Source organism: Natronorubrum thiooxidans, assembly GCF_900156475.1.
GTDB classification, from domain to species: domain Archaea; phylum Halobacteriota; class Halobacteria; order Halobacteriales; family Natrialbaceae; genus Natronorubrum; species Natronorubrum thiooxidans.
Window position 1 is genome coordinate 14,253 of record NZ_FTNR01000022.1, and the last position, 18,750, is coordinate 33,002.

Annotated in this window: 13 protein-coding genes and 2 pseudogenes; 7 read left to right on the forward strand and 8 right to left on the reverse strand. The window is 51.0% G+C overall.

The window, feature by feature from the left end; translation table 11 throughout:
• Window positions 1–63 precede the first annotated feature (63 nt).
• Window positions 64–2,226, forward strand: coding sequence for a nuclease-related domain-containing DEAD/DEAH box helicase (locus BW940_RS18970; RefSeq protein WP_076610753.1), 2,163 nt, complete (start codon window positions 64–66; stop codon window positions 2,224–2,226).
• 26 nt (window positions 2,227–2,252) lie between these two features.
• On the opposite strand, the gene BW940_RS18975 is transcribed toward BW940_RS18970, so the two are convergent.
• The 5 genes and pseudogenes from BW940_RS18975 to BW940_RS18995 all read right to left on the reverse strand — a co-directional run bounded on the left by BW940_RS18975 (window position 2,253) and on the right by BW940_RS18995 (window position 9,714).
• The gene (locus tag BW940_RS18975; protein ID WP_084776823.1) at window positions 2,253–3,161 is read right to left on the reverse strand and encodes a metallophosphoesterase; all 909 of its coding nucleotides are present in this window, start codon (window positions 3,159–3,161) and stop codon (window positions 2,253–2,255) included.
• A 68-nt stretch (window positions 3,162–3,229) separates the two neighbouring features.
• Entirely contained in the window at window positions 3,230–4,147 is a 918-nt protein-coding gene (locus BW940_RS18980; RefSeq protein WP_076610754.1) for a DNA-processing protein DprA, read from the reverse strand.
• Window positions 4,144–8,055 (reverse strand): pentapeptide repeat-containing protein, encoded by a 3,912-nt coding sequence (locus BW940_RS18985; protein ID WP_084776824.1) that lies wholly within the window; start codon window positions 8,053–8,055, stop codon window positions 4,144–4,146. Before BW940_RS18985 ends, BW940_RS18980 begins: the two co-directional genes overlap by 4 nt.
• Window positions 8,052–8,669: pseudogene (locus BW940_RS18990) on the reverse strand (IS5 family transposase); the annotation flags it as partial. The gene BW940_RS18985 and the pseudogene BW940_RS18990, both read right to left, overlap by 4 nt.
• A 187-nt stretch (window positions 8,670–8,856) precedes the next feature.
• Window positions 8,857–9,714 (reverse strand): IS630 family transposase, encoded by an 858-nt coding sequence (locus tag BW940_RS18995; protein ID WP_216819685.1) that lies wholly within the window; start codon window positions 9,712–9,714, stop codon window positions 8,857–8,859.
• Window positions 9,715–9,879: 165 nt separating this feature from the next.
• Here BW940_RS18995 and BW940_RS19000 point away from each other — a divergent pair.
• Window positions 9,880–10,491: pseudogene (locus BW940_RS19000) on the forward strand (IS5 family transposase); the annotation flags it as partial.
• 106 nt (window positions 10,492–10,597) lie between these two features.
• Here the strand turns inward: BW940_RS19000 and BW940_RS19005 are convergent.
• The gene (locus BW940_RS19005; protein WP_143823952.1) at window positions 10,598–11,296 is read right to left on the reverse strand and encodes a hypothetical protein; all 699 of its coding nucleotides are present in this window, start codon (window positions 11,294–11,296) and stop codon (window positions 10,598–10,600) included.
• 90 nt (window positions 11,297–11,386) lie between these two features.
• On the opposite strand from BW940_RS19005, the gene BW940_RS21255 reads away from it, so the two are divergent.
• From BW940_RS21255 to BW940_RS19020, 3 genes are all read left to right on the forward strand, one after another.
• Complete coding sequence (locus tag BW940_RS21255) at window positions 11,387–11,668, forward strand: hypothetical protein (RefSeq protein WP_143823953.1); 282 nt, start codon at window positions 11,387–11,389, stop codon at window positions 11,666–11,668.
• On the forward strand, window positions 11,643–12,512 hold the full coding sequence (locus BW940_RS21260; RefSeq protein ID WP_143823954.1) for a hypothetical protein: 870 nt from the start codon (window positions 11,643–11,645) through the stop codon (window positions 12,510–12,512). The genes BW940_RS21255 and BW940_RS21260 overlap by 26 nt, the downstream gene beginning before the upstream one ends.
• 270 nt (window positions 12,513–12,782) lie before the next feature.
• Complete coding sequence (locus tag BW940_RS19020) at window positions 12,783–15,149, forward strand: type IV secretion system DNA-binding domain-containing protein (RefSeq protein WP_076610760.1); 2,367 nt, start codon at window positions 12,783–12,785, stop codon at window positions 15,147–15,149.
• A gap of 47 nt (window positions 15,150–15,196) precedes the next feature.
• On the opposite strand, the gene BW940_RS19025 is transcribed toward BW940_RS19020, so the two are convergent.
• A complete protein-coding gene (locus tag BW940_RS19025; protein ID WP_076610761.1) occupies window positions 15,197–16,651 on the reverse strand; it encodes a ComEC/Rec2 family competence protein in 1,455 nt (484 codons plus the stop codon).
• Complete coding sequence (locus BW940_RS19030) at window positions 16,632–17,009, reverse strand: hypothetical protein (RefSeq protein ID WP_076610762.1); 378 nt, start codon at window positions 17,007–17,009, stop codon at window positions 16,632–16,634. The genes BW940_RS19025 and BW940_RS19030 overlap by 20 nt, the downstream gene beginning before the upstream one ends.
• Window positions 17,010–17,587: 578 nt before the next feature.
• On the opposite strand from BW940_RS19030, the gene BW940_RS19035 reads away from it, so the two are divergent.
• Both BW940_RS19035 and BW940_RS19040 read left to right on the forward strand, forming a co-directional pair.
• A complete protein-coding gene (locus BW940_RS19035) occupies window positions 17,588–17,839 on the forward strand; it encodes a hypothetical protein (protein WP_216819684.1) in 252 nt (83 codons plus the stop codon).
• A gap of 99 nt (window positions 17,840–17,938) precedes the next feature.
• A partial coding sequence (locus BW940_RS19040; protein WP_173834923.1) for an IS4 family transposase occupies window positions 17,939–18,750 on the forward strand: 812 nt, incomplete at its 3' end.

Genomic DNA, 18,750 nt, shown 5'->3' on the forward strand with positions numbered 1-18,750 from the left:
TCACTCACTCTGTCTAAGAGGAAGTACCATAACTCTTTAATATATAGATAATAATAAAATTATATGGATTTTATTCCTACTGAAGTGGATACGGGGCAAGCCGGTAGTGAGGCTGAGTTACCTGTCTGGGAGGCGATTAAAAACGCGTTCGGGGCCGATGATCTGGGGATTGCCTATTATAAATACCCAGTCATCGATAAGAGCGGAGATGATTACGACCGAGAGCCCGATTTTGTTCTCCTGCATCAAGAACTGGGTCTTATTGTTATCGAGTGTAAGGGCTACGAAATAGACCACATTGAGTCCATCCAAGGACAAGTATGGAATCTCCAAGGGATTCGGCAATCGAAAGCGAAACCGCACCCACAAGCCCGGGATCAGGCGTTTAAGATCCGGTCATATTTCACCCGAGAAAGTGACCTCACAGACGAGGTAGGACGGTGTAAAATTCCGGTGAATGTGTTTATCGCTCTCCCCAATATCTCACGGGAAGAATGGGAAGAACGCGGGTTTCATGAGCTACCCGCAGCACCGCGGGTACTCACATCCGATGATCTCTCACCGCAGGCACTCCGCAGCCAACTAAATGAGACGCCGAGGATGGAGGCGCTCTCAAGTAATGAGTTCCGCGCTGCACGATCCGTACTCGGTGGCGGGTCCGTTATTGGGAACGATGGAACCGCTGCACCGCCAGACCCGACCACAAAGGGTGGGTTGTACGACACCGTTGAACAGCGCCTCCCTAAACTCGATAATAAACAGGAGGAAATCGGGGTTCAGATTCCTCCAGGCCCGCAGCGAATTCGTGGTATCGCTGGCTCTGGGAAGACTGTTCTCATGGCAATGAAGGCAGCTCGAATGCACGCGAAGCACCCTGAGTGGGACATTGCAGTCACGTTCATGACGAAAAGCCTCTATCCACAGGTCCGAAACCTTATTTCGCGCTTCCACTGGCACTTCGCTGAGGAAGAGCCGAATTGGAACAAGCTGCGGCTCTTGCACGGCTGGGGTGGACACACAGTCCTTGATGGGATGTACTACGTCCTTTCACAGCAGTCGGAGGAACACGAATTCATGAATGTTGGTGATGCTCGCGCTCGGTTTGGTCGGTTTGAAAAAACACCGGAGTTACTCGATTCTTGTTGTGAGAGCTTTCTTGAAGATGGTGATGTGCCTGTCACGTTTGATGCGATTCTGATTGATGAGGCACAGGACTTCTTGCCCTCTTTCTTTAAAATGTGTCGGGCAGCATTACGCGAACCTAAACGACTTGTGTGGGCATATGACGAGGCTCAAAGTCTCGGTTCGCTCACGGCACCTCGCTCAAAAAATATCTTCGGAACTGATGCCGATGGGAATCTTCGTGTTGATCTTAGTGGATCCTACGAGGGTGGCATCCAGAAATCTCAGATCATGCGAAAGGCCTATCGCTCTCCGCGGCAGGTTCTCATGGCCGCTCACTATTTTGGAATGGGTCTCAAGAGAAGTGAAGGTGCCGTGCAGGCGATTACAACCCAACCAGGCTGGGAGAATTTGGGGTACAAAATCGTTGACGGTGACTTCCGTCGTACCGGGGAAGACATCCGAATTCGACGACCCAAACAAAACTCGCCTCATCCACTGAGCGAACACGATGAGGCTCGTCCGTTTGTCCGCTTCTCTGCGGCTGAGACAAAGCGTGAGGAGATAGAATTGATCGGTGAGAGCATCTCACGGGATATTAATGATCATGGGCTTGCCCCTGAGCAAATCATGGTTATTCTCTTAGACCGACAAACTCAGAAAGAGGCTGACGAGCCGACGGATCATCTTGACGAAGTTACTGACGATGGGATTGGGTTTAATCGGGTTTGGGAGGGAGAATCGAGTGTTTTCGCAGTAGATGACGAAGTAACCGTAACCCGAATTAACCGTGCAAAAGGTAACGAAGCAGCAATGGTTTACATATCGGGTTTAGAGCATATTGACGATGTTTCCAGCGGACAATCACTGGTCCAGCGACGTAACCAAGCTTTTGTTGCCATGACACGGACTCGCGGCTGGTGCCATGTGACCGGGACTGGCTCATGTGACGCATTCAGCGAGATACGGGCTGTGGTTGATGACGTCACAGCGGATGAACCTGAAATGGTTTTCCCTGCTCCTGACCCTCAATCACTTGAGAATGAAATGGAAGCAGAACTTGAGTCGATGACACTTGACGAATTCGTACCTAAAGCAGAGTAGTAGAATTCGTTAGAGTGTGAGAGATACTATCTGAGAATTTTTGTTTTAACGTTGGAATGGGGACATCTGGTAACAGCATACAAAAAGTTGGGCTCTTCGACGAACACAGCTTCTCCTCCTTCTGAGTCGAGGTTATTTCGCAAGACGTTCTGACAGTGCACCTGTCCTTTTCGCTGCGGCGTTGTATGGCGGGTGTGCCCGACAACCTGTGGTGGTGCGTCCTTAGGAAGGTACGCGAAATCGAGCCAGACGAGTCCTGCACCAGGGCTCTTTGGGTGTCCGTCTCCGACGCCGAGGACACGCTGGTGTTCGTCAATGACCTGCTGTTGGACACGTACGTCATCGTTGGTTCCAAGGCCGTCAGCCAGTTTTTTGGCAGCCTTGATGAGTGACTCGTTCACTTCACTGACTGAGTATGGGTCAGGGGAACCAGCATGAGCATAGGTGACGTTGTATCCCTGATAGGCAGCTACCACGTGACCCGCCAGAACCGGTTCGAGAAACAGTCGTCGGTCATCAACATTGACTTGGCCGGCGAACCAATTTGAGTATCCAAAGTGGTCGGTCGAAAGTAAAATTGCCTCGTGGTTGCCGAGAGTGACTCGGACTCGCCCAGGTGGTGCTTCTTTTATGAGTCGAGCGACCATCTTCAGCACTGCTTCATTAGCGGGCCCTCTATCAATGAGGTCGCCATTAAACACGAGAACGTAATTGTTGTTTGCCCAATGTAGTGTTCCATCCTCATCGGCTACGACAACAGGATCAAAACCGGGATGGTCTGCTAAGGTTAGAAGAGCACTTCTGGCAGCTTCAAGATAACCGTGAATGTCGCTAATACTGACAATCGTTGGTGAGCTCTCTTCGTTAGGAACCGATCTGATTGAATCACGAAGTGGTGTGCTGAGTCGCGGCGTTCCAGTGATATCTAGTGGCATGCATCGGTAATACTCATGTTCGGTCAGAGTGACTCGTTATTATATATTTTGTACACAACATGGGTTGATTACGACCAGTTATCGAGATTCATTTGTTCTGAAGTCGTCGTTGACACTCTGTTTGAGAGATCACTTACGTTTTGAATGATAGTGGTTTTTTCTGATTGTTGAAAGGTTTCTAACCCGTCACTCGGTTCAATACCGAGGCCAGGTGGTGGGGCGAACACGGGCCGGTCTTGTTCAAGTGCCATTTCGTACTGGGCCATGGTGCCACCGCTTCCATCAGTGGCAACGAAGATCATGCCGTCACTCAGAGCAGCGATGAGTTCGTTCCGGTTAAGAAATGAGTGGCGAGTTGGTTCTGCGTCCGGTGAACGCATTGAGACGAGTAGTCCGCCTGTGTCGATGATTTGGTCGAATAGGGATTGATTCTCTGGTGGATATGCAACGTTGACGCCCGTCCCAAGAACGGCGATTGTTGAATTACTTGCCTCAAGCGCACCTCGATGTGCCGCTGTATCAGCGCCGCGTGCTCCGCCACTAACGACCGCGTATCCTTCATCGACTAACGCTGACGAGAGCGATTGGATCCACTGCCGGCCTATTTCGTTGGTCTCACGTGCTCCCGAGACGCCGACCGTCGTTTCGGTAAGCAACTCAACGTTCCCCTTCGCATACATGAGAACTGGTGCTGGCCCGTTACGAACGACATCCGGATACTGATCGTCTTCGATCCCGAGAACGGTGATGCCGTCAGATTCGTACGCGTTGAACTGGTTACAGTATGACTCGAGTTCTTCGTCGAGCGACCGGATTTCGGCGAGCGTGCTGGCATCAACATAGTGGAATTCATCAGCTAGGGATTCCGGTGCATCGAGGAGACCCGATGGATCATCGAAGTAGGTGTACAGATCGTAGGCTCGTGCGTCGCCGATTCCGGAAAGATCGGTTAGGGCGGCTAGTATCGCTTTATCAGTGGCTTTCATCGTTTTAGCCCCGCAATTATCTCCGACGCCGGAGTTTCCGGGTCGGTGATTTCTTTCACGTTTTCTCGTGGGCCACCGGGTGTAAGACCGAGAGTGAGACAAGCAACTCGATCAGCGCCGGCTTGGCGGAGGAGGTGGGCCCCCGCGAGGAGCGAGCTTCCGGTGGTGCAGATATCGTCGAACAGGATCACCGTGTCACCGTTGAGTTTCGCCCGCGCTCGTAACGACGCGGATGGTTCGACGGCGACGCGCTGACGTTCATCTTTTGATTTCTCCCGCTGTCGTTCAACGGTTTCCGTTCGCTCAAGGAGCGGCGTATAGAGGATATCCGTCTCAAGTACAGCATCCTGTGCCAACTCCACTAATTGTGGGCTAAGTGAACCTGCCTCGTGTCCAGGGAAGACAGTGATGTAATCGTAGTCCCACGTATCGAGGAGGAAACGGCGATGAAGGAGATCTTGTAGTCGCGGCCGAAAAACGTCTATCGGGTCGTTCTCGCCGTGCTTTGCAAGGGCTTTGAGCGCCTCAAAACTCGGTGAGTCTGATCGATACCAGTCCAATGCGAAGACATTCAAGGATCTACTCGCTGGTGAGTCTGCCGGAGGAGCCACCCGTCTAAACAGATGTGAGAGTCGTCCGAAGTCCAAGAGCGTTGACTCCGCTTCTGTGGTTGATGTTGGTGTGGCAGCAGGAACTGGTCCAGTTGGTGGTGAGGATTCAGTCGCAGTAAGTGAAGTGAGATCAGCTTGGTGTTCTCTGCTCAGATCTTCGAAGCATGTTTGATAGATTTCGGCGATAGGGATCGTTCGGGTGTTGATTCCATTCTCGGTTGGGAGTGGTGGATATGCTGGGAAGGTAGCAAGTCGGTTCAAGGCCTCCTGCAGTTCCTTGAACGAACCTGGGAGTTCCGGTAGGGGGTAGTTCGTGCCCGGTACGCAAGGTCGGACAAACTCTCTGGTTGTCTTCACGCTCGCCTTTTCATAGAGAAGGTCGTGTGTATCGTCACCGAACGGTTCCACATTGGTTACTTGATAGTCCGTTACTGTTTCAGCGTCTCCGAACACTTTGCGGTAATCCCGAATGCTGAATGGGAGTCTGTCTTGATGCTGTGGCCCGTAACCAGCAAACGAGGTCGAGATATCGCCGAATCCTATACACGCATCCAGCAAGACATAATACTGGACACGCGGATCTCTTCGATCATCGGGATCAATGTCAATCCTAGGGATCTGGAAGACGAGTTCTAAAACTCTTTTCGCACTTCGGAATGACTCATAGTACTCTGAAAGGTAGTTTACAAAGACTGTACCACCCCCAGGCACCGTAAATGTCTCTGGACTCGGAACAGGTAGTTCCGACGGAGTGAGGATTCCTTGTTCGTCATCACTCGTTTCTGACATCGCTTCTCTCGCAGTCCCCTTCGGCCCAGTAGTCGATTCAGCACTTGTCAGATTAGACTGATTCTCCTCCGTTTTCGCACTCTCTTCCCTACTCGAGGAATTCCAGTCATTATTACTTTTTATAGGGGATTCTTGTGTGGTACTGAGAAGCTGGTCTGCTACTTGTTTATTATCAGGGTCTAAGGAGGACAAATTTCCTGCTTCTGCAGCCTCTTGGAGGCGTTGTATCTGCTGGATAGAGAAATCAGATCTAGCGGACAGCTCATGAGGTGCGGCTGCTTGTAGCTCCTCAATGGTTGTGATACCTGCCTCAACGAGAGTCTGACCACTACTAGGGCCAACACCGTAAACTGCAAAGAGCCCTTCCCCCCGTAACATCTCTGTGAGATACCGCCGTACATACTTGATGGCTGTATCGTGAGAACACCCCGAAGACATCAATCGATTGACTGCGTCTTCGATATCTGTGGCATCAAGTGTGGTCGCTGCTGCAAGCGAATCAACGTCCCATCCGCTTGACGATGGGATTTGGTTTTGATGGGTTTTCTCTTGATTTTCCACCGCCGTTCGTTCGTCATACACTCTGACGATAGCTGCACGGTCGGAGATTATCTGCTGGATATCGTTCTTGGATATGCTATTTCCATCACGTGTACCAATGATTTCTATGATGACAGCAGCATCATGCAGGTCCTTTCCGAGAAGCGCTGAGTCAACATCTTCAGCTGTTGCATCCGAGGATAAGTTAATTTGAAACCCGGAGACGGGGCGGGCATCGATTTCATGTGCTGTTACATCGATCGCACCGGCAGTGACGTGATATTCGAAGAAAACCGGTGTTCGGGGTTGAGTTTTGATTTGTCTCTTACCAATGATTCGTTCAGGCATTCCCGGAGAGAGTATTTGGATCCCTGACTCTGACGTACGGATTGATTCGGTTCGGTTTCCGATCAGAACGGCGTCAAGAGATAATTCGAGTGTGTCCTCTAACTCTGTCACATCTTCGCTGTCAGTAGCTATCGAGACCGCATCTGAAAGCGCTACGAGATGACTAGTGGTATCGTCTGGTTGGGTTGGATTGATCTCTGAAAGCGGTGGAGAACTTGCGCCGTACGAAAATATACCGATATCTGAGACCGTGTGCCACCCAGTTTGTGGACCTGTGAGTAGCCCTTCAGACTCTAATTCTTGAATTATTTTTGAGGTGCGTGTAGCATCGCGTTCTCCACGGACTAAGATGAACTCAACTTGGTTATCATTCAATTTGTGAAGTAATCGCTTGCATTCTTTGATGATTCGCTTGTCTGGATGTTGAGACCAGAATAAGTTACCAGTATGAATGAGGGCTCCGACTTCGCTTGTACACGCATAATCAACGATTTCTTTAAATGAGTTCACGAAATCATTCTGCCGCTCCTGGCGGCCCATATTTTTCCGGTCAAGATGTGTGTTAGTTGTATGTAATATTGACACTTCTTCACTAGAGTGACTCTGTCTGGGGAGAATTATTTCATTGTCCCCAGACTGTCCAGTCTTTTCAGTCTCGATGATCCCCTTCGCAGCCTCTGGATTAGCTCCAGTAAAGATGGGATCCTTAACATTAGTATTGGTGAAAATAGCATCCGATAATTCCGCGTCAGTGAAATTAGTTCTGAATAATGACAGTCCAGTGAGATCTGCGGTTCTTAAGTCTGAATTCTTAAGCGATATTTTTGAAACGGTGCAGTCTGTCAGGTCTACACCACGAAGGTCAGCGTTTGAAAGATTTGAATAGCTGAGGTAGACATCAGTCAAATTAGCATTTTGGAAATCAGCACCACTGAAATCAACAGCTGTTAGAACACTACCTGTTAGTTCAGCGTTCCGTAGCACAGCTCCAGATAACAACTCTCGTGGAGAGGCGTTTAGTTTCCGATTTTCAGGTTGTTCTCGTACTTCAGCGAGTGCTTCAGGAGGCTTTGTTATGTCTGTCTCAGCATGCCAAATACACCGATCAAAACCCCGCCATGTATTTCGATAGCAACAATGTGGACGGCTTTCAGGATTGTTTTGCTTATCAGGAATCCAAGTGAATCCACAGCGGTCTGTCACAGAATCTACATATACTGCTTCTGAGCCAGAAACATCACTCTCGGCAGTTTCAGATTGAACTTTTTCCGCGGTAGTCCGTTTAGTCGCACTCAGTTCGGTAGTTGAAGACCATTTCTTCACTAACACATTTTCGAGCTGATACCATTCACCGTCCTCCCAATCAACATCTGTTGCAGGGCTTCCCTCCCAAACAATGAAATTCACTTCTTCTGAAGAGCCCACACACACTTTAAACTTGAAAACACGCCGTCCTCCTCCAGCGCCAAGATCTTCGTTTATTTTCACCAATAGTGATACAGAGTCATTATGATTATACTGTTTGAGACCTCCCATTGATCTAGACAGAATTAATTCCAAGAAGATAACCTTAATGGCAGAAAGGGCTGTGTTGAATCGCCATACGGCGTTGGATTTCACTGCTTGACGGCCTGCTTGATGTTATAGACGACACATATCAAGGCGATTTCACGGAACTCTCGATACCAGGTACGCGCTCGCACGGCGTAGCCGAGCGAGCGCTTGATAGATGAGTTGACAGCTTCGGCCATTGACCGCTGAGCGTACCGATCTTCGTCAATGCGGGCGTTGTGTGCGTGATCGTACGGCGCGAAGATCCGGTGTTTGATCAGCGGGCGAATGTCGAGTTCACGCAGTCGTTCTCGGAGTTGTTGCTTGTCATAGCCTTTGTCAGCGGCAAGTGACCGCAGATCGCCCGCATTCCGGCGGGCGATCTGCTCGGCGAGGTCTGCGTCGCTTCCTTCTAACGTCGTCGAACAGTGGAGATCAAGAACGGCTTGCGTTGCTGTATCGACGAGTTTTGTGATTTTGAGCGTTTGAACGCGGTAATTCGTTCGTTGGCAGTAATGGCGGCTCGCACGATCACGTTCATAGAATGTTGCGTCGATAGCAGCGTGTTCGGATGGATCGTGTAACTGCGCCGATTGGCGCAGCAACACTCGACAGACGCTCATACTGATCCGGTCGAACGCCTTACATAATGTGGATGGTGAGGGGAGATCGGCCGCGCTGAGTGTAGCTTCAAGCCTGAATCTGTAGATCCTCTTCAATCTCAATTGGGTAGAGCTGGCGTAGCTTGATCCGGGCGTCGTCAGTAGTAAACTGCCAGTCGATGGGACGATTGGTCGTGTTTCGACGCCTTTGCCACGCAGCGACCTCCGCTCGGAGGGTCGCTGCGTGATAGATCCGATGATAAAGACACTATCGTTTGAGGACACCTATTTCGATTTCAGCCATATTCAGCCAACTTCCTCTCTTGGGAGTGTAGTGAAACTCGAACCGATCAAGATACGCTTGAGCAGAATCTGGTGGGAAGAACTGGTAGAAGGCAGTAGGCTTGTGGGTGTTGAGTTGATCCATCACAACCCGGATGCAGTCCGCATCCGGGTAGTGGATATCTGCGAGTTCGACCATTCGGTCGATCCATTCTGTCGTCCGTCTCTTCTCGGTAATTTCGACGTTTACCCAGCCAGTCAACGGTTCTGTCGAGAGGTGGAGTCGCTTTTTGCCGTTTCGTTTGTAGCGGTGATCGGAACGAGCGACCGCTCCCGGTCGGGCCGGGAGCGGGTCGCGTTCGTGTCCTCGTAGCGCCTTGCTAGATTCGTCAAAACAGATGACTGGACGCTTCTCGTCGTACGGTTCGTGGTAGAGATTGAGAACATCTTCCATATAGTAGACGAAGTCAGCGTCCTGTTCTGGTGGTATCTCCCAGTAGCTGGAGAGATGAGGTTTTAGAGCGTTTTTTAGCCGCTGTCGGACGGCCTCGTGAGAGATCGACTCGAAGTCGATCTCGTCGAGGGTAACGAGTTCGTCGGCAAGGAGGTGGAGTGTCCATCGAGAGTGTCCTTCTGGCGGTTCGCTGCAGGCGAGTTTGATGAGGTGGGCTTCGGCGTTGCCATCGAGTTTGCGTTCGTACTCACGGTCAGGTTTGCGGCGATGAATCGCCGCAATCCCTCGTTCAGTGTAGTCTTTGCGTGTGTTGTGGACGGTTTGGGGATGACAGTCGACGTGCTCACTGATTGTCGCATCAGTGAGCCCGTCGTCAGCTTTCAGAAGGATTCGTGCGCGTGTGTTGTCTTGGGCTCTCCGTTCACTGGTAGAGGTGAACTATTCGAGCGTCTTGCGGTCTTCGTCGCTGAGTTCAACAATATATTTCTTCCCTCCCATTCAGTAAGAGACGCGCTCAGAGAAGATACGTTAGACGTTCACTGTTGAAGCTACACTGAGGCCGATCTCCCCGCACCATCTACGCTGTGTAAGGCGTTTGACCGGATCGAAATGAGCGTCTGTCGAGTGTTGCTGCGCCAGTCAGCGCAGCTACACGATCCATCCGAACACGCTGCTATCGACGCAACATTCTACGAACGAGATCGTGCGAGTCGCCACTACTGCCACCGAACGAATTACCGCGTTCAAACGCTCAAGGTCTCAAAACTCGTCGATACAGCAACGCAAGCCGTTCTTGATCTCCACTGTTCGACGACATTAGAAGGCAGCGACGCAGACCTTGCCGAGCAGATCGCCCGCCGGAATGCGGGCGATCTGCGGTCACTTGCCGCTGACAAAGGCTATGACAAACAACAACTCCGAGAACGACTGCGTGAACTCGACATTCGCCCACTGATCAAACACCGGATCTTCGCTCCGTACGATCACGCACACAACGCCCGCATTGACGAAGATCGATACGCTCAGCGGTCAATGACCGAAACCGTCAATTCAGCCGTCAAGCGCTCGCTCGGCTACGCCGTGCGAGCGCGTACCTGGTATCGAGAGTTCCGTGAAATCGCCTTGATGTGTGTCGTCTATAATATCAAGCAAGCCGTCAAACAGTGAAATCCAACGCCGTATGGCGATTCAACACAGCCGAACGAGGTTTACCGCGACTACTGGTAACTTCGATACCAGCCTTTGCTTCGTGACTGCTCCGTCCCACTCTTTTTCACTCTCGGCTGATCTCTGGATTCTCAAACTTGTCCGATCGGAAGTAATAGACGTACCCCCCAAGGCCCAAGATAGAAAGCACGACTAGGACGTTCTGCGGCTTAATGTCGGGCAGCAATCCGAGTATCCCAGGATCAGTACCACTCTTTACGTAGATCCGTTCTGGCGGTTGTTCATCCTCGCTCACAGTCCACTTCGCGGTTTGATCGTTATTTTCTAAAGTATCCGCATTCGAGTCGTGGATCTGACCGGGCATATCTACAGTGTACGTTAACTCGACGTCATTGATCCTATACGACGAATCTAGCGCATCCACGTACGTCACGTTCCCGTCCGTTTCCGTCACGTTGATTCGGGAATCTTCACCGGGTGTGAACTCCTGTAGGGTGAGCGTGATCGTAGTTTCGCTACCTTCCGTGGATCGATCGCAGGATGCCTCTTCATAGTTTGATTCATTGTAAGCGTCCTTTGCAAACTCGCAGACGGTGTCATACCCCTGCTGTTCTGTCTGCCCACTCACTTGAGAAAACGTTTCTTGAGGCATTGATGCGACCACTTTGTGCGTCTCGATAGTCCCGCTCGAATCAACTGTAGAGGATGCGGTTATCGACGCACATCCGGCGAACAAGACCAAAACGCTAACTGCGACAACTGTAATGACGAGTCGCTTATTAGATGACTGTGGATCTTCGAGCATCGTGCTGTACCCTACCCAATTGAATACTAAAGTGGTTCGGAATTCTGACCATTCAAACCACTAATCGGTTCCCGGACCACAGTATCGGTAATGGAACCTGATCGTGTCGATACGGGGGACAGGGGATCATTCTCCCCCCAGAAGATCAACCCTGAAGAATTCGAGAATGCACGTGTTAGAAATCGAGTCATGCGAAGAGTGGTGGATCTGTGTGAAGCTGATCCTGAAGTAAGGGCGATGCTTCTCACTCCCTTCATTGAGTTGAAAGAGAACACAGGGCAGGACTATTCTGATCTCCGGGACGATATCTCGGAAGCTTCTCCTGCGGAGATTGAGCAGCGACTGCGTGATATCCCCAACAGCACCGGATAGATCTTGCGAAAAGGGGGTGATAACCGAAGAGAAAATGGCCGAAGTCAGAGACCACATTGAGAACGATCCTCAGCTGAGAGAAGATTGGGGTCTTGATGGGCCGCAGGTAGTTGCCGAGGAAGAACAGAAACTCTGTGCGACGCATAGATCTCCTGTTCGGCCGCGGGTTGCCGATGAACAACAGACTCAAACGCAAAGTCGTGAGAATGCGTACTCTGAAGAAAAGGATTCAAACGTAGGAACAGATACAGCGGTGAAAGCTGAAACAGGGGCCGCGTTCACAGATTCAACAACAGTTGGTGCCGAGCAGGGGAATTCAACAACAAGTGGGAGAACAGGTTACGATTGTTCGTCCGGAGACCCTACGTGTCCGCTGAATAGACGTGCTGCCCTGAACGAGATGGAGTTCCATTCCGCGACGAATAATCACAGCGAAGACTCGCTCCGTGATCGATGGGAACGACACGGGGAACAGACGAGTGAAACAGAGACCGAAGATAATCACGATCATAACCATGACCACAACCATGCACCCGCGGACAATGAAGATCGTGAAGACCAGACGGAGAAAACCCCGAACGAAGGTGAGGACGATGCTCTCCGTGCAGATGACGTAGAAAATCAAAATGAGGGCGCACAAGCCAGCGAAGATACGAATGAGGGTATTAGTCCTGACGACACACAGTCTATACAGAGTGGTGAGGGAAACAGCGAAGATGAGAACGAGGGCATCAGTACTGCTGATACTCCAAATGGCAATGATTCTGGCAATGCCGGTGATGGGGAAAATGAAGGTGAGGAGAAGGATAAAAATCTGAATCAGTCGAATATGCGCCTCTTCTGATAGGGACCAGCAGACTAGTTCATAGTCTCTCTCGTCGTGCGGTTTTCCCAGCAGGCTGTTTTCCTCGTGAGATCCTCTGAATATCCACGCTGACCCCTATGAGAAGGGGTTTCTTGACGTGACGGATTTGCCAAGTAGTGACAGATCTCCAATAAATACTCAAGTAACCATCATTACTGGAAACCGGACTAATGCTTAGTATTATAATTCAAGTATAATGTCTAAGCAGAAACCCAATTATATATTACCATTCAGGAATGTCTTCTACATATGGTATTATATAGTAGTGTCAATTTAGGAACAAACCTACTGTTCATTGATGGATTCGCACAAGTAGCAGCCGGTGCCGGACTAATTCCAATCGCACTAGCTGTCCTTGCATTCTTCATCCTCGCTGGGATACTCATCTTCGGAAACCCGAAGTCCCTGTTCGTCAAAGCACTTCAGTTGAAAAGTTACAAGCAGGTCTACCGGGATCTGAAAGAGTACTACGGGGGACGGACAAGTTATCCGCAGGATAAGAAATCCATCCTCGCAACGTACGCACTCGGAGGTGGATTAACCGTCCTTGTCTCGGTCGCAGTTCTCTTCCCACCGCTGATGATCCTGTACCCGCTCATCCTTCCTGTTCTATTCGGGTACTACGTGCGTGAACTCAGTTGGATCATTCACGCTGAACACGATAAGACCCTTATCGAAGAACCATTCCCCGAAGACCGGCCTGCATTCGGCGATATCCCGTCAATGACCGTTGATGGGATTAAGGCGATCGGCTTGCTGGTCATGTACATCGGTGCATCCTTTGTAGCAGGGTATCTTGTGACCGCCGTGCTTCACATCGGCTTGTCGTTCCGGAGTGCTGCCAGTGGTGGACTGATCGCCAGTGGACTCGTCCTCATCGGCGGCGCGTATGTCCTTCCTGCCTTCTTAGCACGGTACGCTCACGAAGGAACGCTTAGTGATGCACTCACCCAGCCAATTGACTTCTTAGAACCGATTGTGAAGGATGCAACGTACTTCCGAGAAGTGCTTCTCGGAACGTTCGTCATCGGTGCATCTTACCTCACGATCCTCGCTGTTGCGTGGGTCTCACCACTCCTCATGCCGGTCGTGTGCTTCCCTGTGATCTTCATTGCCACTCTACAGGGCCTGGATCACTATGCACGCGGATACAGCGCTGCAGTCGGTGTGAGATACGACGATGATACGCTCACTATTGATGACGACTCGTATGCACTGCCCCTCCGCGGCGGAGGCGTTATCACGCCTGATCGCGACCGATCTATCCTTGCACTCGGTGAAACCGGGTCAGGGAAAACGGAAGCGATCAAGCTACTCGCCTACCAGTTCAACACAACTGACGACACGCCGTTTATCGCGTTTGACTACAAAGACGACTACAAGGAGTTCTTCGGACAAGCACCTGCCATGGCTGACGGTGGGGATACCGAAGATACTGGCCGTGCAGCGCAGTCCCCAGTCTCGAACAACGTCATCATCCTGTCCTTAGAAGATTCCACGTACATCTGGAATATCTTCGAAGAGGTTCGAGACGAGTCTGAATTCGAAGAGATCGGCCGTGCGATCTTTGCTAGTGAAGCAGAAGAGTCGAATAATCCGTACTTCCCACGTGCTGCTCAGCAAGTGTTCATCGCACTTCTTAAAGCCATTAACCGTGTCAAAGATGATCCGTCCAACAAGGCGCTTATAGACACGTTCGAAAAGAACAGCAAGGAAGAGTTATACGAGATCATCGCTGGCTTTGACGAGTTAAAAAGCGCGGCTGCTCATCTCGACCCAGATGCCGGCGAGCAAAGCGCCGGTGTGTACGGCCACCTGCAGACAATGGTGGGCGAGATTTTCAAAGGTGATTTCCGGAAGAAAGGCGACTTCAGCATCCGGGACTACATCGAAGATCCAGACGGGAAAACACTGATCCTAGACTTCCCACTGGACCGTGGGGATAGCGTCAAGCCGGTGTACCGTCTGTTCATCGACTGGTCGATCCGCCACGGTCTCGCTGCTGACGACCGTGATACGTACTACCTGCTCGACGAGTTCCAGACCGTCCCTGGTCTAGAACGGATCGAGCGACTGGTGAACGCTGGTCGAGCTCAGAACGCGTATGGTATCATCGGGCTGCAGAGCAAGGCTCAGTTAGAAGGTACGTACGGTGAGGCAGACGCATCTTCAATCCTATCCGGGTTCACACAGGAACTGTTCCTCCGTGTTGGCGACGAAGCCAGCATTGAATACGTCCGTACACGAACTGGCCGCGTTCGGAAGGAACGCCTCACCCAAGGTCCAAACACATGGATGGGGCGAAACCTGACCGGCCGCAGCGTCGTGTTCAACCAGACTACGACCGAAGAAGAGTACCAGATTTCCGAAGAAGAGATCCAGCGATTCGATCCTGGCGAAGCGATCGTCATGCAGCGGAACGGATGGCGACAGGGCAAACTGCACATGCTGGAAGAAGTACAGGACGAAATCGATCAGTGGAAGGATCGTTCTTCCAGCAATGATGACACTGGCGATAGGAAGACAGGTACTACGCTGTCTAAAGACAAAATTGGAGGGACATCAGAAAGTGGTACAGGACCCATACCGGAAGAAAAGGCCACTGTTGACGATTAAATAAGGGAACATTCTTCCTTCCTTTGATTTAACCAGGAGGAATACTTTTAGAAAAGATACCTGTTCGACTGATTCAGATCGTTGTCTTTCTCCTCAGCATTCTCTCCACTGGATCCGTCAGTATCAACATCATTCGGAGCGTCATCAACGCTGACCCCTTCGTTGACATCCTCCTCATTGCCTTGTCCGGTGTTCACGCCGGTTTGTGTGTCGTCAGCACTGATCCCCTCGTTCGTGCCTTTTCTCTCTTGTATGCTCTTGTCCTGTCTCTGTACGTCATCTACACGGAGTGCATCGTCCTCACCTTCATCTGCAGGATTATCATTAGTGTAGGCCCTTGATTCCTCCATAGTGAGTTCCTGGGACTTATCCTCACTGGTAGCACTATCGTCTGTACCAGAAGTCGTCGGTTCTAAGTGAGCCTCAGGACTCCCTTTCTCTAACCGTTCCTCCGAGCCCGTATAGTCAATTTGTTCTTCTGTATCCTCTATTTCTGGTGTCTGTTCTTCGCTCAGGCGATCTTCAACGACTTCACCGGGTGTCTCCCCATTGGATAGGCTGCTTTCATAGATATCTCCGTGACGGTCTGTGTGATAGACGTCACAGTTAACGTCTGATCCCTCAACAGCGGCCATCGTCAACTTGTTTGGATGTCCCCAATCCATGTGTTCTGGATCGGAGGAAACAACAAAATTGTCCGGATCAGCCTGCTCAAGATAATCAATACTGAGGTCGTCAGCTACTGCATCGAAATCCTCTCTGGTGGTGATACTGTCGTCGATTTCTTTCTTATCAGCGTCTGCACTGAGCCCGAGTTGATCTCTCGTATCCTCCGATAATATCTCTGCAAGTGGTGTCTCATCTGCTTCCGCTGGATCAACCTCTTGTTCACGAAGTTTCTGTTCAGGGATATTCTTCGTGTCAAAGTTATTTCGACTTCCGTGGTGAGGAGCAACGACAGTCTCAGCGTCCCTGAGGAACTCATCATCAATCCTAGCTAATTGATCAGGTGTTGAATCACCTAAAATCACTGTTTCATTCCCTCGGGATCCAACACGTGCCACCAACCCGTCGTTATTTGCAATAGGAGTGTCTTCGTGCGGGACATCATATTTGACTGGTCCTTCTTGCCCGAATGAATCGACCCTCTTCACCTCAGTAGTCCGATTTTCAGCAGCTCTATACACCTGTTGAAGGTGCTCTCCTGGCTCCCCTGGGCTCAAATCGTACAAGTTCTCGTTAGGGCCGTATAACCGGTCAATTTCAACATCGTCAGATTTGACCAGTTTTTTCATACCGGCTATATGATCACTATGACCGTGGGTAATGAATGCAGCGTCGATTGTATTACCATCTAATTCACTTTTGATATCGTCTACATGGCTTGCACGGTCAGCATCAATCAAATACGTCTTATCCCCGTCACTGATACACGTAGCACTCGCCTGTTTGACATCGATATGAACAATATCCCACCGTTTATCACTCCTCTGTGTTGTCATCTCTAATCACTTGTTCAACGTATTCGTCATAGATTTCAGTGAGCTCTGGATCGAATTGAAGACCGAGTATATGCTGATCACTCTCTACCTTCCCGGAAGCATACTCGGTGCTGAATATGCTGAACTCCCCGTCTCCGTGTGGAACAACACGGAAAATTGTTCTGCCTCTATACTCGTCTGGGACTTCCTCTTCGTATTGATATGCCTCGATAACAATATCCATCTCAAAGTCCTCGCCTGGCTCGGGTCGTGCATCGTATATCCCGAACGTCGCCACGCCTTCTTCGAATTCTTCTATCCGGGCGATACGCACCTTCTCGTCTGATTCAGCATCTGGAGAAATCCATCCGTCAGGCATTATCGATAAATCTGATTAAGTGTAAATCAATGTTAGGACTTCTCAACGAGATTTCCAGCCAAGTAATTATCTAAATCAATATACCCCTGCGTATTCGGCACCGTCTAGTTAGCGCAGTCTGAGGAACGAGCAGGTCTGCGAGCATTAGTCCAAATCAACTCAACGGTCTGCTCGCTTCTCAAACTGGCTCAACTGAACAGTGTAAACAGCAACAACAGGTGCCACAAACGTCAAATCTCTAGCTCCGAATGACAGCGTATCGTCACGGTCACGTCTCGAAGATAATTGGACTCGAGACATCACTTTCGACGGGAGCCAGACATATGCCTTCACCACTTCGAACAACCTGTTCGTACCGGTATCAGCCGCTCAGCGATCCGGAACCTGACGACGCGGTTCCGATCTCACCTGCAAAGCCGTCTCACTGTCCGCATCCCGCTGCTCGAGGCGACGACGAGCGCTGCCTCTTTCACAGCGCAGACCGAGAGTTTCCGCCCGATAGGCTCCATTGAATCACTAGACGGCGTCGGGATAAGTCGGTAAATCGAAGGAGTTGAAGCGGGTGAGTGGCAGTTTGGATGAACGTCACTACCCGCTTCACTGAAGAAATGGTGTCGCTGGCGAAAAGTTATTGCGACGATCCGGCCGAAACTGCCGCGCCGGAAGACGGCGGCAGTTTCGCCGAATACGCGATGATCTCCCTCCACGGACTGCGGATTTTCCTCGATGAGACCTGCGAGATGATCATTGACCGGTTAGAGGTAATGCCGCCAATTCTGGAGATCGTCGGCCTTGTGGTGGTTCATACATCATTCACCATCCGTCTTTAGTTAGGCGCAAAACCGCACGATAGCGGCGGCTTATCGGAGTTACTTTTCGGAAGGAATGAGGAGGCGGAAGATGTGCACTCTAACCCCTCCTCACACGAAGTGGAACGCCATCTCACTAACTTCCTTCCATCTGAAGCGCTCGAAGACCACGCCGATGCCGTCGGCGTGGTCGAGCGCGATCGGAAGCTGCAGATTCCACCGCTCGTCTGGTCATTTGCGTTCGGCTTCGCCGGCGGCGCAAGCCGAACGCTCGCCAGCTTCAGACGGAGCTACAACTCGACTGCAGACAAGACATTGTCCGCAGGAGGCTTCTATCAGCGGTTGACGCCGACTCTCGCAGAGTACCTCCGCGACCTCGTCGAGTATGGGCTCGACGAGGTCGCTGTCCCCCACACCGTCTCAGAGGAGTTCAACCGATTCAGAGACGTGATGATCGCAGATGGAACGGTTCTCCGGCTCCACGAGTTGCTTGCTGAGGAGTATGAAGGTCGCCGTGAGGAGCAGGCTGGAGCACGGCTCCACCTGCTCCACAACGTCACTGAGCAGACGATCGACCGGTTCAGCGTCACAGACGAGAAAAGACACGACAGTACGCAGTTCGAGACAGGATCGTGGCTCGAAGATCGGCTAGCGATCCTCGATCTGGCCTATTTCAAGTACCGGCGGTTCGCGTTGATCGACGAGAACGACGGCTACTTCGTGAGTCGACTGAAACGCAGCTCTAACCCGGTTGTAACCGACGAATTACGGGAATGGCGCGGCCGCGCCATTCCCTTGGAGGGGAAGAAAATCTTCGACGTCGTGGACGATCTCTGCCGCAAGTACATCGACGTCGAAGTTGAGATCGAGTTTGACCGGAGAGAGTACGCGGGCACGCAGTCACGTGATACGAAACGGTTCCGCGTCGTCGG